Below are 17202 nucleotides of genomic sequence, written 5' to 3'. Positions count from 1 at the left end.
GCTTGAGTGGAATGGGGGAATTCTTACGGTTCCAAATACTTGTTCAGCGAATCACGCAAAGTCGTCCGCGCACGGAACAGCAGACTTTTCACCGCAGGAAGGGTCAGATTCAGGACTTCACCGATTTCCTCGTAAGGCATTTGTTCATAACGACGCAATATCACCGCCATGCGTTGTTGTTCCGGTAGTGCGGCGATGGCGGCATCAACCGCCGCTTGCAATTCCGCCTGCAGAATCTCCGAGTCAGGCTGGCGGGAAATATCGTCAGGCACCAGCGCGTGGGAGTTTTCTTCGCGCGCATCGGATGAAACCTCATTGCGACGCTTTTTTCGCCTGGATTCGTTGAAAACCAGATTCCGGGTGATGGTGAAAAGGTAGGTCGTGAACTTCGCTTCCGGGCGATAGCGTTTCGCGTGACGCCAGACCCGCAAAAAGACCTGTTGGGCAATGTCTTCCGCTTCAGAGCCATTGCCTAACATCTTGGCAACGGTGCCAATCACCGCATTCTGATGTCGCAACACCAGTTCCCGGAAAGCGGCGTGATCTCCCTGACCGATGCGGGACATCAATGCGATGTCGCGGGCATTTTCATCGGTGTGCGCAGGGGTAGGCTCGGCCTCCATAGGAAGGTAAAGGGGTGTCGCGGCGATTCCGGCGCTGAACATGCATTCTGAAACCGACCACAGCCACTAAAGTTGCGGAGAAGCTCGTGCTTAGCCACAAAAAACGAGTGAACCCCATTCGGTTCACCCGTTCATGGATCCGGAAAGCCAGATTGGCCGATCAGAGCAGCTCTTCGATCAATTTCTCAAGCTTCACAATATCGGCTGAGAACTTGCGAATGCCTTCCGCAGTTTTGTCCACCGCCATGGCGTCTTCGTTGAACATCAAGCGGAACGATTTCTCATCGAGTGAAATTTTCTCCAAATCTGACGCTGCGGCGATTTCCGGCGAGAGGCGTTCTTCCAACGGTTCGGTGGATTGCTGCAGCTCACCGAGCAAGCTGGGCCCGATGGTCAGCAGATCGCAGCCTGCAAGTGCCACGATTTCGCCAGTGTTTCGGAACGAAGCGCCCATGACCTCGGTTTTGTACCCGAATTTTTTGTAGTAGTTGTAAATTTCCTTCACCGAGATCACGCCCGGATCTTCATCGCCGTGGAAATCCTTGCCCGTTTCCTTTTTATGCCAGTCGAGAATTCGTCCGACGAATGGGGAAATGAGGGTGACCTTGGCTTCGGCGCACGCAACGGCTTGGGCAAATGAGAACAACAGCGTCAAGTTGCAGTGAATCCCTTCAGTTTCCAGAATCTCGGCGGCTTTGATGCCTTCCCAGGTGGAGGCGATTTTGATCAAGACCCGCTCGCGGGAAATCCCTTCTTTTTCGTAAGCGGCGATCAGTTCACGAGCTTTGGCAACGGTTCCATCGGTATCAAAGGAAAGCCGGGCATCCACTTCGGTCGAAACGCGACCAGGGACGATCTTCAGAATTTCCAAGCCGAACAGGATGAGAATCCGGTCGATAATTGCCTTGGTAAGATCCGGCCCCTTGAGATCTGAGCTTTTCAGGTCCTCGACGGCTTTCTGAATCAGGTGCTTGTATTCCTCCTTGCCGACTGCTTGGAGAATCAGCGACGGGTTGGTGGTGGCATCCCGTGGCTGGTATTCCTTCATGGATTCGAAGTCTCCAGTATCGGCGACGACGACGGTGAATTTCTTGAGTTGTTCGAGTTGATTGGCACTCATCTGACGATGCTAACCCGGCTCCCTGCGGATGAAAGGGAAAATGCGGAGTTTATTGCCAATCCGGTTTCATGGTGGATTCCGCATTTTTTCCAAATTTGTTCGCCAGATCGGAGAGTGTGAGCTTGCGACAGGTGGAAAGCAGGTACACGATAGGGATCATGCAGCCTGTAACAGAACGATTGCGGAATTTCCTCCAGTTTGTCGCGATCAAACTGATCGATGACCCATCACAGGCGCAGCTCAAAGTCGCGGAATTGAGTCCCAAAAAACTTCGATTCAAACTCGTTCTCGCTCAAGCGGATGTGGCGATGTTGATCGGTCGGAACGGATTTACTGCTTCGGCGATCCGCAATGTTCTGAAAGCCGCGGCGGAGCGCGCAGGAGTTCAGGTGAGCCTGCAAATTCATTCCCACGAAGAGGAGGCGGAATTGCTGGCCCGCGGGGATGGTCATTAAGCATCTAAGTATCGGCAGAAAACGATCTTCCAATCCGGACAGTCCTCTCGCTAGCGTGGCGGACGATGAAAGCCTACCTGGACCTGATGAGAGACGTGCTGGCGAACGGGGAAACCCGTGCGGACCGCACTGGCACCGGCACCGTCTCCGTTTTTGGACGTCAGGCCCGGTATGATCTGCGCGAAGGCTTTCCCTGCCTGACGACGAAGAAACTGCATCTCCGCTCGATCATTCACGAACTTCTCTGGTTTCTGAAAGGCGAAACCAATGTCCGCTACCTCACCGAAAACGGCGTCACGATTTGGGACGAATGGGCAGATGCAGAAGGGGAGCTCGGTCCGGTTTATGGCAAGCAATGGCGCTCCTGGCCCACGCCCGAAGGTCGATCCATCGATCAGATCCAGATGCTCATCGACGGTCTTAAAGGAAATCCCGAATCCCGGCGCCACATTGTCTCAGCTTGGAATGTCGGGCAAATTGGCCAGATGGCGCTGCCTCCGTGCCATTTGCTGTTCCAGTTCTACGTCCACGAAGCTCCCGAGGGAGGACGACCCGGACTTTCGTGCCAGCTCTATCAACGCAGCGCGGATTTGTTTCTCGGGGTTCCGTTCAACATTGCTTCCTACGCCTTGTTGACGGAAATGGTTGCCCACGTGTGCGGCTACGAAGCACGCGACTTCGTGCATACGTTTGGCGATCTCCATCTTTACACCAACCACCTCGAACAAACTGAACTTCAGCTTTCCAGAGAACCGAGAAAATTACCTCGTATCTGGCTTAATCCCAATGTGAAAGAGATCGATGGGTTCACCTTTGAAGACATCCGACTGGAGGATTACGATCCGCATCCGCACATCAAGGCCCCCGTCGCGGTTTGAGAAGGGTGGCGATCATTGAAATCAAGCAATTACACTCCAAGCGATGCTTCATTTGACGGCTGTGGTGGCGATGACTCCTAATCGGGTGATCGGGAAAGATGGGAAGTTGCCGTGGCATCTGCCCGAAGACTTGGCATTTTTCAAACGAACCACCTCAGGCCATCCCATCGTGATGGGGAGAAAAACCTTCGAGTCGATCGGGCGTCCCTTGCCCAAAAGGCGCAACATCGTCCTCACACGGGATCATTCTTGGACTGCGGAGAGTGTTGAAACGATTCACCATCCATCCGAGTTAGCGAATCTGCCTGGCCTGGAAGGCACGGTTTTCATCATCGGCGGTTCGGAGATCTACTCGGCCTTTCTTCCGCGATTGGACGATCTTTTGATCAGTCATGTCTTTGAGGATCATTCAGGCGATACTATTTTTCCGGAATTTGAGGATCAATTCCCAAAAGGCGAGGTTCTGGAATCGTTCGAATCCTTCGAAGTCCGCCGCTGGTGCCGCAGCAATTGACTTTTCACATCATCCAGTTTGATCTTTGATCAAGCGTATGTTTTTGAATCTGAAACGAACGGTGGAAGAGCTGAAGGAACTTCGTTCTTTGACTGGAGATGAAGACGGCGCACAGCGCGTTGCCTTCACGCCGATTTGGGCCAAGGCACGGGAGTGGCTGAAATTCAAAATGCAGGAGTTGCCGGTCGAAACCGAAATGGATGCTGCTGGCAACCTTTGGTTCACCCTGCGCGGCGACTCGGAGTCATCCTTGCTGATCGGCGGCCATATCGATTCCGTGCCAAATGGAGGCTGGCTCGATGGCTGCCTGAACCTGATGGCGGGCGTCGAAACCATGCGCCGGATCCACGCGCAGTATGAGGGCAAACCGCCGGTTACTGTGAAATTGGTCGATTGGGCGGATGAAGAAGGCGCGCGTTTCGGCAAGAGCCTGTTCGGCTCATCGGCCTTCTCGGGCAATCTCGATATGGACGAGGCGCGGGCCTTGGTCGATGCAAACGGCATCCATTTACCCGAAGCAGTGGCCAAATACGGTATCGATTTCGAGTATGTGAAAAATTCGGGAAAATTCGCGCAACATGCTGATGCTTATTTGGAGTTGCATATCGAGCAAGGCCCGGTTTTGCTCGATATGGAACTGCCGTTGGGTGCCGTTCTTGGAACTTTTGGGGTCGAGCGTCATGCCATCGTTTTTCGCGGTCAGGCAGCGCATTCCGGCAGCACGCCGATGAATCGCCGTAAGGATGCATTTCTGGCCGCTGCAAAAATGGCCCCGGAAATCTATCAGATCACCGACCGCCACGGCGGCGTCTGCACCATCGGCTCCTGCACCACCAAACCAGGTATCGTCACCAGTGTGGTCGCCGAATGCCGCCTGACCTTGGATCAGCGGCATCTGGACGCGGATTCGCTCGCGGCGATGCTTGCCGAGGCAAAATCCGCGAGCGAACGCTTCGCCGCAGAAGGGGGCGTGACCGTGGAGTGGGAACGTTTGTGGCAGATTGAACCGGTGATTTTCGATGAAACGTTGGTGAATTTCTGCGACACGGCGATTCAGGAAACTTGCGGAGTTTCACACCGCTTGCCGTCGGGTCCCTTGCATGACGCGGCTGAGGTGGCACGCGCGGGAATTCCGACGGTCATGATGTTTGTGCAAAGCCTCCACGGCATCAGCCACAACAAGATCGAAGACACCCGCGAAGACCATTTGGAACTGTGCGTCAAAGCCTTCGATGCCTTGGCGGAGAAAACGATTCATTGGATGGTCGAAAACCGAAAGGTGAAATGAACCTCGCCTTCTTCGCCTCGCACGGTGGGAGCAACATGCAGGCGGTGCTCGATGCCTGTTCGGCTGGGAATTTAACGGCAAAGCCGGTTCTGCTGATCAGCAACAACCGCAAATGCCTCGCGATCGAACGCGCCGTGACAGAAGCATTGCCAATCCGTGTGATCAACCGTGTGACCCATCCCGATCCAGATGAACGGGATGCGGCCATGCTCCACGAACTGCTGGAGCACCACGCCGAACTGATTGTTTTAGCTGGCTACATGAAGCATCTCGGTCCGCGCGTCATCGCTCGCTACCGGAATCGGATTCTGAACATTCATCCAGCCCTGCTGCCCAAATTCGGCGGGCAGGGGATGTATGGAGCTTTCGTGCATCAGGCTGTGATTGCGGCCAAAGAAACGATTACTGGAGTCACGGTTCATCTGGTCGATGAGGAATACGATCACGGCCAGATTCTGGCCCAAACCGAGGTTCCAGTATTTCCCGAAGATGACGCCGCTTCGCTCTCTGCCCGAGTTTTGCAACGCGAGCATACGTTCTTGGTAGAGGTCTTGTCAGGGATTGTAAGCGGGCAGATACGCTTGCCAGCCGCCCCTTAAAGCCGCGAAACTGAGTGCGTATGATTTCAGTCGATGAAGCCCGCGCATTGGTCAGCCGCTTGATTGAACCCCTGGAAGCGGTCGAAACCCATCTCGATGCGTGCTTGGGAAAAGTTCTGGCAGAGCCGATCGTAGCCGATGCCTTTTACCCGGCTGGTGATCGGTCGATGATGGATGGCTACGTGATTCGAAATGATGAAACGCCTGGCGAATTCCAGATTTCTGAGGTCATTCAGGCAGGAATGGTTCCGCAGCTTCCACTGGAAAAAGGCCAGGCAGCACGAATTTTCACCGGAGCCTTGATCCCTGCGAACGGTGATCGGGTCATCATGCAGGAATGCGCTGAAAAAGTGGATAGTATGGTGAAAATTACGGAATTCCCGGAAAAGGATTTCATCCGTCGGAAAGGCGGTGAAGCCAGTCCCGGTCAGGAGCTTTTGGCGCCGGGAATGCTCCTTGGACCTACCGAGCTCGCGATCCTTGCGCAGGTGGGTGCGGCAACTCCCAAGGTGATCCGGCAACCCATCGTTCGGCATTTGGCGACCGGAAACGAAATCGTAGCCCCGCAGGAAACTCCAGCTGCAGGACAGATTCGCGATACCAATTCGAGCCTTCTAGCCGCGCTTTTCCAGCAGTTAGGGATCGAGGAATTTCACACAACTCGATGCAGTGACGATCTTGAGCGGATGATCGAACTCGCTTCGGAACCCGCCGACTTGCTGCTGATTTCAGGTGGCGCGGGGGCAGGCGATTTCGACTTCGGTGCGGAAACCCTGCGCCGTTTGGGTTTCACCATCCACTTTGATCGGGTCAATCTGCGCCCTGGCAAGCCCCTGACCTTTGCCACCAAGGGACGGCAGGCGGCCTTCATCTTACCCGGAAATCCGGTTTCCCATTTTGTTTGCTTCCACTCGGTGGTGAAATTCGCCGCAGAGCGATTTTGCGGTCGCGCTGGCCATCGGGGTTTCGTCGACATCGAACTGACGGACGCTGATGCACTCAAGCCCGACCCACGGGAAACCTACTGGCCTGCCGAAGTCACCATCGTCGAGGGACGGCTTCAGGTTTCACCGAAGAACTGGTCGAGTTCCGGCGACACCTTTTCCCTGAGCGGAACCAATGCCTTGGTGCGGGTGAATCAACACAACCCAGCAAATGGCGTCGCGCAAACCCTGTTGCTCGACTTGCCGGGGATCGCCTGACAAGTTTTTCCCAGTCATGTCCTCTCCCGCATTTTCCCACCTGGATGCCGATGGCACCGCGCGCATGGTTGATGTCAGCGCCAAGCCCGTGCAACGCCGAATCGCCAAAGCTGAAGGCTTCATTGCATGCTCCACGGAAACGATCCAGGCGCTCAGGGATCAAAAAATTCCGAAAGGTGACGTGCTCACCGTCGCCCGAATCGCGGCAATTCAGGCGGCGAAAAAAACCGACGATCTGATACCGCTTTGCCACGGGCTGCCGCTGGATCAGATCGATCTCGATTTCGAAATCCAAGAAAGCGGGGTCGCCATCCGCGCGACTTCCATCACGTCCGCCAAAACCGGAGTGGAGATGGAATCGCTCACCGCCGTTTCAGTAGCCGCACTGACCATTTACGACATGTGCAAGGCAGTCGATAAAGCGATGGTCATTGGTTCGATCCGCGTCACCGAAAAAATCAAGGAATGAAAGTCGCCCGTCTTACCCTGAGCGATCGCGCGAGCGCGGGAGTTTACAAGGACCTCAGCGGACCCGAGATTGAGCGGGTTTTTGCCGACTCCGGCGTGGAAGTGGCGGAATGGGTCCGGCATGTGATTCCGGATGAGCAGACGGGGATTGAGTCGTTGCTGCGCGAGCTCGCCGATGTCGAAGCTTGCGATTTGATTCTGACCACCGGCGGGACCGGCCCGTCGCCGCGCGATGTGACGCCAGAGGCGACCAAAGCGGTGCTCGAGCGTGAATTGCCCGGCTTCGGAGAAATCATGCGGGTGCAAACTTTTCCGCTGGTTCCGACGGCGATTCTTTCCCGCTCGACCGCTGGAACGCGGGGCAAAACGCTCATTGTGAATTTGCCCGGCAATCCAAAGGCCATCGGCGAATGCCTGCCGCTGGTGATCCCCGCGATCCGGGAGGCCCTGCGCCATCTGCAGGGCGAGTAACCGGATTCGCGTTTCTCAACCTCAAGCCGCTTCCTGCTGCCAGCGGGTTGCGATTTCCTCCAGCTTCTTCTCATCAGGAGAAGGTGCGGAGCGGCCGAAATACTGGGTTTCCAGTAGATCAATTTCGCGCTCGATTTCCGCCCGTTGCTCCGTGCGCAGCGTTGGATCATCGCGCAGGCGCCGCAGGAACCCGAGGACCGTGACTGGCGTGAACTGAGTTGGCAGGGGAATCAGACGTGACACAGGAGCTGGCGCTTTAGGTCGGGTGAACTTCCAGCCGAGCCAGCCGAGTGGAATCAGCAACAAGGCAAACCACCATGCGGAGACGTGCTGAGTTTTTCCTTCAAGCGGCACCGTTGCCGCGACTGGCAGGAGATCCACATCCTCGTAGCGTTGATAGATCAGACCACCATCAGTCAGCGTTTCCACGTCAGGTTTTGGGAAATGAAATGCAACCGGCATTTGCCCGGAAGTCGGCTTCAATTCCACCCGCCACTCCCGCTCCGATACCGGAGCCAGGTCATCCGTGTCAGCATCAAGTTCCGAAACCCGGAGGCCTTGATCGCCCAGACGGACGACATCGAATCCATCAAACTTCGTAGGCATCAAGTTTTCCAGACTAGGGACCAGGCCATGGGCGGTCGCTTTGACTTCCAGGAACACGCTGCCGTTTTCTTTTTCGCTGCGCTCATCCAAAGTCTCGGTGATGCGAACATCGCGGAATGGGCGGGGTTGAGCCTTGCCACCGTTGCCGACGGGAATTTCCGCTGAAGTGATTGGCAGCACGACGTAACCGGAGGTATCCATGAAATCGAGATCGATCTTCAAGGGCGGGATGCGATCGACTTCAGGGCCTTTCGGTTTCAGCAAAAAGTAAGCGTATGGCGTGAGGCGCCATCCAATTTCCGCATCGGTGCGGGATTCTACTTTTTCCGAATGGAAGGTGAGCGACACCACTTCGAAATGTTCCTCCAGGGCAGCGCGTGCCGCTTTTTCGAACTTGTCGCGGTAATCTTCCGGGGGGCGACCGTAGTTCCAGGCATACTGAGCCCCCGTCTGATTTTGAAGGTAGCGTTGAAAGCCACCGGCTTCCCGCTCGATTTCCTTGGTGTGGCGCAGGTTGATTTTCAGACCAAATGGGGTGGTTGGATCAATCTGATCCGGACCATCAATGCTGGCACTCAATTCGATCTCCGTGACCAGATCCCGGTAGTAGGCAAGCACATCCATGGCATCGGACATTTCCTTGCGATCACCGACAATCTGCGAAACCGATTCGAGGTAGCGCAATTTGAGGTCGGGAGAGACATTGGCGAGGCGGGTGTTGAGGGTTGTCGCGAGTTTCTTCAGATGCCGCTCCTTGGCTTCGCCGGGGATTTTGTCGATCATCGCCTTGATTTTCGGGAACTCGTCCAGCGATGGCATTTGATCGTTTTTCAGCGCTTCAAGAATCGGCGAACCCAATGCGGCGTAGATCCAGGTTTCGAAAACCTCGTTGGTTTCTTTGCTTTCATCCGCCAATGGAAGAGTTGCGACATAATCCGCGGCTGCTTTCGCAATCGCATCCAGTGCGGCACGCTTTACCGCACTGTGTGAATTATCCCGAGCGAGGGTGCTGGCATAGTTGCTCTCTTCGAATTTGAGCGCGGCGAGCTGGTAATTCAGCTTCCAAAGATCGGCCGGTTTCTTTGCGATCGCATTTTGCAGCACACTGGCTGCTGCAGCGTAGCCATTGAGAACCTGTTCCTGCAGTTCCTTGTCCTTGCGGTTGGTTTTGTAAGCCTGCTGCACTTTTGGATTTGGCCACAGCCCGGCCAAATTCACCCGCATGCGACTGACAAGTGCCGCCAAGGTCGTGGAGTCCAATACATCGGTTGAGCCGAAAACCGTTTCGATGGATTCCACCCGCCAGACTTCCGCCTGGCTGTGGCAATTGATGAAGGCATCTGTCAGCTCTTCGTGGAAAGATTCGCCGAGGTTCAAGGCGCGGATGCCTTTCACCAAGCTCGCAAGCGCAACCAGATTCCGCTCCTGCTGCGACCGGGTGAGGGGGATGGCGCCAGCCTGACTATTATAGCCATAGTAATACATGTATTGCTGGCGATAAGACTGCTCCTTGTTCGGGTTGTGATTGTCCGACCAAACGGAAATCAATTCGCGAACGAGAGAAATTCCTTCTTCTTGGTTGTTTGCGGCGATTTGACGGATCAACGGCAACGCGGCTTCCTCCTCCTTCACTTTCAGGAACAATCTGGCTTCATCCGCGAGGCACTCATTGCGGGTGGTTGCTTCCACATGGGACAACCATGCGGCATCCGGCTGGCAATCGATCATGTCGCCAGTCGCGATCGGGCGAGTGCCCTGGCCGTTATAAACCGCTTGTTGCTGGGTGTAGAAAACATTCCCGAACGGGTCATACTGGGGGATTCGGCGGCGTGAATCGTTCTGATCTTTGACCCGGGTGACTTCGGCTTCATATCGCCATTGCCGGGCGAAGAGCGTGAGAATTTCCGCCCATTTCTCCGGGTCCGCGCTCTTGGTGGAAAGGAGCGATTTCACGGCGGCATGTTGCGTGCGGAGTTGCTCCAGCCGAACCGATGCGTCCGGGTTTTCCCGACTCAGCGAAGTCAGGGTGCCGAGAGTTCCTAACAATTCGAGGCCCTCTGCCTTTGGATTCGCAAAAGTTTTCTCAAGCCATTGCTGGCCTCTGCTATCGTCGAGTTCAGGGATCAGTGAGAGCGCTCGGAACAAGGCTTCGGAGCGGGCGTCGGCAGGGGCTTTGGAATCGGTCAGGAAGGAAGTTGAAATTTCCCAAGCCAGTGGCAGCGCGTCTTTTCCCGCTGCCTTGGGATCGGTTTGCGCAAGGGTCGCGCGATGCCGGGCAATCAGGTTTAGCGCTTTGTAGTCGGAGCTTTTGCGCGCCTCGGCTAAATCCGGTAAAAATGCGGTCGCTTCTTGGACCAGGCCGGATTCGATCAACACCAGCGCGGCTCTGGAACGATCGTCCTGCGATTTTCCCCCGAAGTGGCGGATGCCGGCGTCGAGCTTGCTGAAAAATTCCTTCGTCGGTTTGGGATCGGCCGGCAGCAGACTTGAAAGAATCTTGAGGGTGTCCGGTTCCGGTGGCTTCGGCGAAGCGGAAGCGAGGCCCAACCAATCGAGAGGTGGCAAAAATGATGGATCCGCATAAGGTTTGGCACCTTGTGCAGCGATCTCAGGCGGCGGATTGACAGGCGTGGGAGCTGCAGTTTTGGCAACCACCAACTGATAAACCTGAGGCTGTAGGGATTCCGGCAACTCCGCCATGAAAGCCGCCACTTGATCCCAACGACTCAAAATGATGTCGCGACGGAAAACTTCGACCTTCTTGCTGAATTCCTCCATTTCCTGATTCTGGTCCGCAGACGCAGGTGCAGGTGCAGGATTCGCAGGACTGGTTGTTGCCGGGTTATCGGAAGTGGCGTTGTCTGCCGTCGATTGATTTTCCGGTGCTGCTGGATTCTCAGGCGCGGCCGGGTTTACTGGAGCTTCTGGAACCGCAGGGGGGGCAGGATTTGGGGTGGCTTGTGAGTCTTCCGGTAACCGGGCTTCCAACATCTTCGCCGCGAGAATTCCCGAAGGGCTGCGGTCGATTTGCATCTGACTCAAAATCCCCATTTTCTGCTGCTCCGGCGTCACCTTTTTTTGCCCGCGACTTTGGTTCAGCAGGGTCCGGAGTTTCTCGAAATCAATCGGCGCTTCCTGGGAGGCTGCTCCTGCCGCTTGTGCTTGCTCTACGGAGGCTTCGGCTGGCTGGCCAGCGGCACCCGCGATCTGCCCGACGGCGGCGACCACTCTCATCCGTGTGGTCGCTTGTGGGGTAGTTTGGGCGTTTGCCAGGTTGGCGCAGAGGAGCAACGAAGCGGCAGGAATGCGATAGTTCATGGGATAGGGGAAAATGCTTGAATCAGATCAATGCGAAGAACTCAGGAACCTTCGCCATCGATTGGGGGTCCGGCGCTGGCTCCGCGGGAGTCTTCGCTCTTTTTCTTGCCCATCTTGGGGCTGGGTTTGTTGCATTTGCCTGATTTGCAATTGCATGGCTTCGGAATTGGAAGCCCGTAAAGCTCAGCCGGGTCCGCTCTTTCGAGACGAATGGCGGATTCCAGATCGTCCGCATGAACGGCAGCGGCTTTGGTGTCGCCTGCTGCCTGAGCGCGCTCAACGAGAAGCTTGCGCTCTTGGCGGGCTGCTTCGATTTCCGGCTCCCACTCCGTGTCTGGCAGACCTTCGAGTTTCATGAGGTAGGTCATGTAGAAGCGTGAAGACGCCAGCGCGGCCATGGTGCCGTCGCGAACTTTTGGATCGGCCTTGGGATCGGCTTCCAATTCGTTCGACAGAGCCTCAAGTTCGGTCCGTGCTTCAGGCAGGCCGGAGGATTGCATCTTGGCTTTCGCCAGTTCGAGCCGGATTTCACGTGACTCGGCCACGCGTTCTTTCGGCAGCGAGGCGAGCGAGAGTTCGTAGGCGTCAACCGCAGCAGGCCAAGCGGCCTCATTGGCATAACGTTGTGCGTCCGCGAGGTGAGTGGCGGTTTGATCAAGTGCGACACCGGTTTGACCCGGGCCGTAGTGGAATGCGACGAGTCCCAGCGGGACAAGGCACCAGAGGGTAAGGAATAGGATTTTCATAAGCGTTTCAGTCAGTCATGAAATTACGGGATGCAGCAGGAAAATGGAAGTCGCGAGTTTTCGGCCCTGGATTCCAGGCGGAACCGGCAAAGTGAAGCAAAATGGGCAGCAGTGAAAGTACCAAGGTTCCGAGGACTGTGGCGGTGATCGCCAGTTCTCTATATGATGCGGGACGGTTCGAGTCATCGCTTGCCAGTGAACCCAACTTGCTGAGCGTATCGGTCGGCACAAATTTCAAATTGGCATCGTGGTAAACCCCGCCGATCCGTGTCGCGATCTGGCGCAGGGTGGAGCTGTCCTGACGCGAATTGTGACCGTTGATGAAAGTTCCCGTCCCGGGATCGCCGACGCCAATGACGAGCACTCCACGGATGGATGGCGGCATGGTTGGCATGCCGGTGGGAGGCACGCTGTCGCCATCGCTCACCACCATCAATGTCGTAGAACCCCGTGGCCACGGTTTGGCGATGCGCGCCGCTTCCTCCAGTCCGTCCAATAGCTTGGTCTGTCCGGATGGGAACGCGTAGTGCATCGGGAGATCGTTCATCAAGTTATGTAAAACCTCCATGTCCCGAGTTTGTTCAACAACCGGCTTTGCTCCGTTATAAACTGCGATCACCGTGGTAAAAAGACGATCGCTGGCGATGCGTGCAAAGACTGAATCCATCACTTCGCGCGCGCGATGCGTCCGGCTTTCCTTGCCGGATTTTCCGGAATCCTGAATGCGCATGCTGGGAGAAACATCGAGCAGGATCAGCAGGTGTTCGCGATGCGCCGGATCGATTTCCTTGGGCACACCACGATGGGCAACAGGTGGCAGCACCAGCAACATGGCCAATCCCCAAACCATTGCGGTCAAGGCGGCGACTCGCAAAAACGGTGCGAGTTTTCCCGGCAGTCCCGGCTTTTTTCCGGGGCCGAATGCCAGCGGACCCACCCGGCGGATGCGCCCCGTGTGCAACCACTCGGCGCCAGTCGCCAGGATCAGTGCCGCCAGCGCGAGCAGAATGGGAAGTTTTACCATGGCGTGTGGCGCAAGCCGAAAAGGGTGAGCAGATAAAGCGCGCCAATCGAAAGACCGGCGAGCGAGAAGGGTTGGTAATAATCGACAGGATCCGGTTTCACGCGCTTGAGCGGTGCCTTGTTCATTTCATCGATCTTGGCAAAAACCGCGCCGAGTGCCTTGGGATCGTTGGCACCGAAAACCTCACCGCCGGTGATGTTCGCGATGACCGCAACTTCGTCTGATGGTGACCCTTCGGCGATATGGATGACGTAGACCGAGATGTCATTGGCTTTCAGGCTTTCGGCGATCGCCACGTCCTGGCCATTGCTCAGGTCAAAGCTCGCTCCGTCGGTGATCAGGACAATCATCCGGTCTCCTTTTTCCCGGGAAATCAGAACTTTTTCCGCCGATTTCAGCGCCATGCCGATCATCGTTCCGCCGAACCAGGGCGGTAGCTTCTCCGGCCGCAAAAATGGAGGCGCACATTTGAATGCCGAGACATCCGAGGTAAGCGGAATCCAGTTGAGAACCGCGCTGCCGAAAATCGTCAGGCCAAACGCATCACCCTTACGATAGGATATGAACTGATTGACCGAATCCATCGCCGCGTCATAACGCGTGGCTGAGCCGTAATTGGCCATCATCGATCCCGAAACATCCAGACAGAACTGGATGTTTGTCATTTCCCGTTCATCGCGCGGTTGCTCGTAGCGGCGCGGACCTGCGATGATGCAAATGCCGACGACGAGCAGGAGAATCGGCAGCAGGTCTGCACAGCGCAGGCAAAAGCCTAGCAACCGACGGCGGGGCAAGGGCTGATGATCGAAGGGCAGGGGGATGCGCCTTCCACCGCGCTTGCGCAGGTAAATCGCCAGTGCGATGGGAATGACCAGCAGGACCAGGAATGATGGATGGGCGAAGTTCAAAGGGATCGAGTCAGATTTCAGGCTTCGGTTTTCACGCTGGGCTCGGCAACCGCAGCAGCCGCCGTGGGTTGATAAGGCGCAAGTAGTTTCTGGATTTCAGCCTCGGAGGTTTCCGGGTTGCGTGCATGCAGCCAGCGTTCCAGAGCGAGAATCAACGGCGAGGCTTCCGGATGTTGACGCAGCTTGACCATTGCTTCCGAGGTCGGGGCATCTGCAATTTCGGGCAAGCGCTCGCGCCAGTGACCAAGGATCAGACGTTCCAACTTGGCACGGCCAGCATCGTCGATTTTTCCGTTGGATGCAGCATCGAGCAATGGCTTGAGACGATCCGCCAGGCTGGCTGGTGCTTCGGATTCGTTCGATGCCGCGGGCTTTTTCTTCTTCCAGAGAATGATGGCGATCAACCCGATGAACCAGACGCAGCAAAGCGTGATCATGGTCGTCCGGTAGCCACCGAGTGTCGGCATTTGCTCACTAGGTTTGACCTTGGGAAGTTCGATGCCGGGAGGAAGTTGGCTGGTGATCTCCAGTGGAATTTCTGGAAATGTCGGTGGTTCTGCTGAATTTACCGGTACCAGGAAATCGGCCAAGTTGTAGGTGCCTGCCTCAAGGCCCTGAATTTCGAAATCGTAGCGGAATCCATCTTTGGCGGGTTTCAATTCCAGCAGGCGAACCACCAATGGCGGTTCGCGATCGCGACGCGGTGCCGGTTTCGCCTCACCTCCAGGAATGTAAATATCCTGCAGCGTCAGTGGTTGGCCGATCCGTTGGGATGGCACCGCCGCAGACACAGTGGCGATGAGTGCGAGAAAAAGACAAAGGAATCGCATGCGGTCAGGAGGCTGAATTGCGGCGGACAAGGCCGCCCCGGGAACGGAGAAAATGACGGAAGGAGGCAAGGAACGGTGTGCCAAGCTCAATGAGGAAATGATCGATCGAAGCCTTTTTGAAAGATTCGACCAGGCGATCACTGGTGGAAAGCAGACTGCGGCCGTGAGTTAGAAATTCTCGACCGGACTCGACTTCACGCGCGCGGAAGAATCCTGCGCCAGTTAGCTGATCTTCGGCAGGGTCACGAAATGCCAGGCAGATGCAGTCGTGCCGGGAATTGATCAATTTTAGCGCTGGCATGGCATCCGGATCATGAAAGTCACTGAGCACGATCACCAGGGAGCGTTGACCGAGCGAAGGCTCCAGCGAAACCAAGCGCTTCCCGAGAGTCGTCGGTTCATCAAAATGATAATTCCGAAGTTGATGCAGCCACTGCAACAGCACATCGCGCGAGAGGCTGGGCTGAACAATCAGATCTCTACCTCCTGCGCCGAGCACACCGACCGGGCTGACGCGATCCAGACAAGCAAGCGCAAGTCCGCCGGCAACCTGCACGGCCAGTCCGTATTTCCCGGGCGGGTGAGTCGAAAGTGCCATCGATGCGGAAGTGTCGATCACCAGCCAAACCGGCATTTGTTTGGGAGTTTCGAATTGCTTCACATGCGTCTTCCCGGTGCGTGCTGTGACGCGCCAATCAATCGATTTCACGGGATCGCCCGCTTCGTAGCGACGGGATTGCACATACTCCAAACCTTGCCCAAGGAACGGACTACGATCTGTTCCGTAGCTAAGGCTGTCCGCCAGACGTTTGACCGCCAGTAGAAATTGGCGGCTATCCAATGGATCCGCGTTTTCAAGCCGGGCATCCATCGGGTCAGGAGATCGATTCTTCCAAAATGTCCTGCAACACTGCTGCACCAGTGCGGCCTTCGGCAAGTGCCTCGTAGGTAAGACGGATGCGGTGCAGAATGACGTCCTCGGCCAAGGCGAAAAGATCTTCGGGGATGACGTAGTCGCGACCTTGCAGCAACGCGCGTGCGCGCGACGCTTTCAGAAGCGAAATGCCAGCACGCGGGCTGCAGCCAACTTCAAGCTCACGGTGGTGGCGGGTCCGTTCGATGATGTCGACGACATGTTTCAGGAAAACATCACTCACGTGGATTTCGTTGGCAGCTTCCATTGCCGCGATGAGATCCGCTTCGGTGCCGATCGCTTTCTTTTCGATCATGTCGAACTCAGATCGGGCCACGGCACCGGAACCTTCCCGTTTCACGCCGAGCTTGAGGTTGCGGCGGAGAATTTCTTCCTCCTCGCTGGCGGTCGGGTAGCCGAGCCGATGGCAGAGCATGAATCGGTCGAGCTGGGCTTCCGGCAGCTCGAATGTTCCGCTTTGTTCGATCGGGTTCTGGGTCGCGATCACCAGGAAAGGTGTTGGTAGGGCATGCGACTCGCTACCGATCGTCACTTTCCGCTCCTGCATCGCTTCCAACAAGGCGCCCTGAACTTTCGGGGCTGCGCGGTTGATTTCGTCCGCCAGCAAAAGGTTGGTAAAGGCAGGGCCACGATGGGTGCGGAAATTGCCGGTGCGTTCATCCAGGATTTCCGAACCGAGAATATCGGAAGGCAGAAGATCGATGGTAAACTGAATCCGCCGGAACTGAAGGTGCATGGCTTGCGCCAAAGTGTTGACCAACAGGGTTTTCGCGAGGCCAGGCATGCCTTCCAACAGCAAGTGCCCGCTGGTCAGCAGCGCGATCAGCATCCGCTCCACGACAACATCCTGACCCACGACGATCTGGCCGACGCGGCTTCGGATTTCCTGAACGTATCGGCTGACATCGGGGAAGGGGATATTCGCAGTAATCATGATGGTTGATTGACCAATGAGTAAATGTGCGCTGCAGACGATTTTGTCTGTAAAAATCCGGACAATGTTGCTCAAAGACCGGAAAAAACCTGCGAATGAAAAATTTAATAAAAAAAGTGATCGAGCGAGAAAACCCCCAACGTATTGCTCCCTGTCGCAAGACAAAGGTGGTCCGACTGATGCGCTCCTAGGTTTTTGGGTTTTTCCTTAGAGATGATCAGTCGGACCGCTTCTTGCGGTCTTTCCCCAATGATATCGGGAGGAAATTTAGGAAATGCCTGCGG

Annotated in this window: 17 protein-coding genes; 8 read left to right on the top strand and 9 right to left on the bottom strand. The window is 56.0% G+C overall.

What is annotated here, in order from left to right; all coding sequences use genetic code 11:
* Positions 1–23: 23 nt before the first annotated feature.
* Together JIN85_RS06100 and tal are read right to left on the bottom strand one after the other, a co-directional pair.
* Positions 24–665, bottom strand: a complete 642-nt coding sequence (locus JIN85_RS06100) for an RNA polymerase sigma factor (RefSeq protein ID WP_234047272.1) — start codon at positions 663–665, stop codon at positions 24–26.
* Between the two features lie 118 nt (positions 666–783).
* Complete coding sequence (gene tal, locus JIN85_RS06095) at positions 784–1743, bottom strand: transaldolase (protein ID WP_200268681.1); 960 nt, start codon at positions 1741–1743, stop codon at positions 784–786.
* A gap of 158 nt (positions 1744–1901) precedes the next feature.
* On the opposite strand from tal, the gene JIN85_RS06090 reads away from it, so the two are divergent.
* The 8 genes from JIN85_RS06090 to mog all read left to right on the top strand — a co-directional run bounded on the left by JIN85_RS06090 (position 1902) and on the right by mog (position 7618).
* Entirely contained in the window at positions 1902–2198 is a 297-nt protein-coding gene (locus tag JIN85_RS06090) for a KH domain-containing protein (RefSeq protein ID WP_200268679.1), read from the top strand.
* Between the two features lie 65 nt (positions 2199–2263).
* Positions 2264–3076, top strand: a complete 813-nt coding sequence (locus JIN85_RS06085; protein ID WP_200268677.1) for a thymidylate synthase — start codon at positions 2264–2266, stop codon at positions 3074–3076.
* Positions 3077–3119: 43 nt separating this feature from the next.
* Entirely contained in the window at positions 3120–3590 is a 471-nt protein-coding gene (locus JIN85_RS06080) for a dihydrofolate reductase (RefSeq protein ID WP_200268676.1), read from the top strand.
* Positions 3591–3627: 37 nt separating this feature from the next.
* On the top strand, positions 3628–4878 hold the full coding sequence (locus JIN85_RS06075; protein WP_200268674.1) for a Zn-dependent hydrolase: 1251 nt from the start codon (positions 3628–3630) through the stop codon (positions 4876–4878).
* Positions 4875–5477, top strand: coding sequence for a phosphoribosylglycinamide formyltransferase (gene purN / locus JIN85_RS06070; RefSeq protein ID WP_200268672.1), 603 nt, complete (start codon positions 4875–4877; stop codon positions 5475–5477). The genes JIN85_RS06075 and purN overlap by 4 nt, the downstream gene beginning before the upstream one ends.
* Before the next feature lie 20 nt (positions 5478–5497).
* Positions 5498–6679, top strand: a complete 1182-nt coding sequence (locus tag JIN85_RS06065) for a molybdopterin molybdotransferase MoeA (RefSeq protein WP_200268670.1) — start codon at positions 5498–5500, stop codon at positions 6677–6679.
* A 16-nt stretch (positions 6680–6695) separates the two neighbouring features.
* A complete protein-coding gene (moaC, locus tag JIN85_RS06060) occupies positions 6696–7148 on the top strand; it encodes a cyclic pyranopterin monophosphate synthase MoaC (protein WP_200268668.1) in 453 nt (150 codons plus the stop codon).
* On the top strand, positions 7145–7618 hold the full coding sequence (gene mog, locus JIN85_RS06055) for a molybdopterin adenylyltransferase (protein WP_200268666.1): 474 nt from the start codon (positions 7145–7147) through the stop codon (positions 7616–7618). Before moaC ends, mog begins: the two co-directional genes overlap by 4 nt.
* A gap of 21 nt (positions 7619–7639) precedes the next feature.
* Here mog and JIN85_RS06050 read toward each other — a convergent pair whose 3' ends face one another.
* Genes JIN85_RS06050 through JIN85_RS06020 form a run of 7 tightly spaced genes read right to left on the bottom strand, consistent with a single transcriptional unit; the run spans position 7640 to position 16918 of the window.
* Positions 7640–11542, bottom strand: a complete 3903-nt coding sequence (locus tag JIN85_RS06050; RefSeq protein WP_200268664.1) for a hypothetical protein — start codon at positions 11540–11542, stop codon at positions 7640–7642.
* Between the two features lie 41 nt (positions 11543–11583).
* The gene (locus tag JIN85_RS06045) at positions 11584–12288 is read right to left on the bottom strand and encodes a hypothetical protein (RefSeq protein ID WP_200268662.1); all 705 of its coding nucleotides are present in this window, start codon (positions 12286–12288) and stop codon (positions 11584–11586) included.
* A gap of 7 nt (positions 12289–12295) precedes the next feature.
* Positions 12296–13312 (bottom strand): vWA domain-containing protein, encoded by a 1017-nt coding sequence (locus JIN85_RS06040; RefSeq protein ID WP_200268660.1) that lies wholly within the window; start codon positions 13310–13312, stop codon positions 12296–12298.
* Positions 13306–14220, bottom strand: coding sequence for a vWA domain-containing protein (locus JIN85_RS06035; protein WP_200268658.1), 915 nt, complete (start codon positions 14218–14220; stop codon positions 13306–13308). Before JIN85_RS06035 ends, JIN85_RS06040 begins: the two co-directional genes overlap by 7 nt.
* A gap of 17 nt (positions 14221–14237) precedes the next feature.
* Positions 14238–15050 carry a hypothetical protein gene (locus JIN85_RS06030; RefSeq protein ID WP_200268656.1) on the bottom strand — a complete coding sequence of 271 codons (813 nt, stop codon included), beginning with the start codon at positions 15048–15050 and terminating at the stop codon, positions 14238–14240.
* A gap of 4 nt (positions 15051–15054) precedes the next feature.
* Positions 15055–15921, bottom strand: coding sequence for a DUF58 domain-containing protein (locus JIN85_RS06025; RefSeq protein WP_200268654.1), 867 nt, complete (start codon positions 15919–15921; stop codon positions 15055–15057).
* A 4-nt stretch (positions 15922–15925) separates the two neighbouring features.
* Entirely contained in the window at positions 15926–16918 is a 993-nt protein-coding gene (locus tag JIN85_RS06020) for an AAA family ATPase (RefSeq protein WP_200268652.1), read from the bottom strand.
* Between the last annotated feature and the right edge of the window lie 284 nt (positions 16919–17202).

It is taken from the genome of Luteolibacter pohnpeiensis (assembly GCF_016595435.1).
GTDB classification, from domain to species: Bacteria; Verrucomicrobiota; Verrucomicrobiia; order Verrucomicrobiales; family Akkermansiaceae; genus Luteolibacter; species Luteolibacter pohnpeiensis.
The sequence above is the reverse complement of the archived record's forward strand: the minus strand, read 5'-3'. Positions and strand labels throughout refer to the sequence as shown.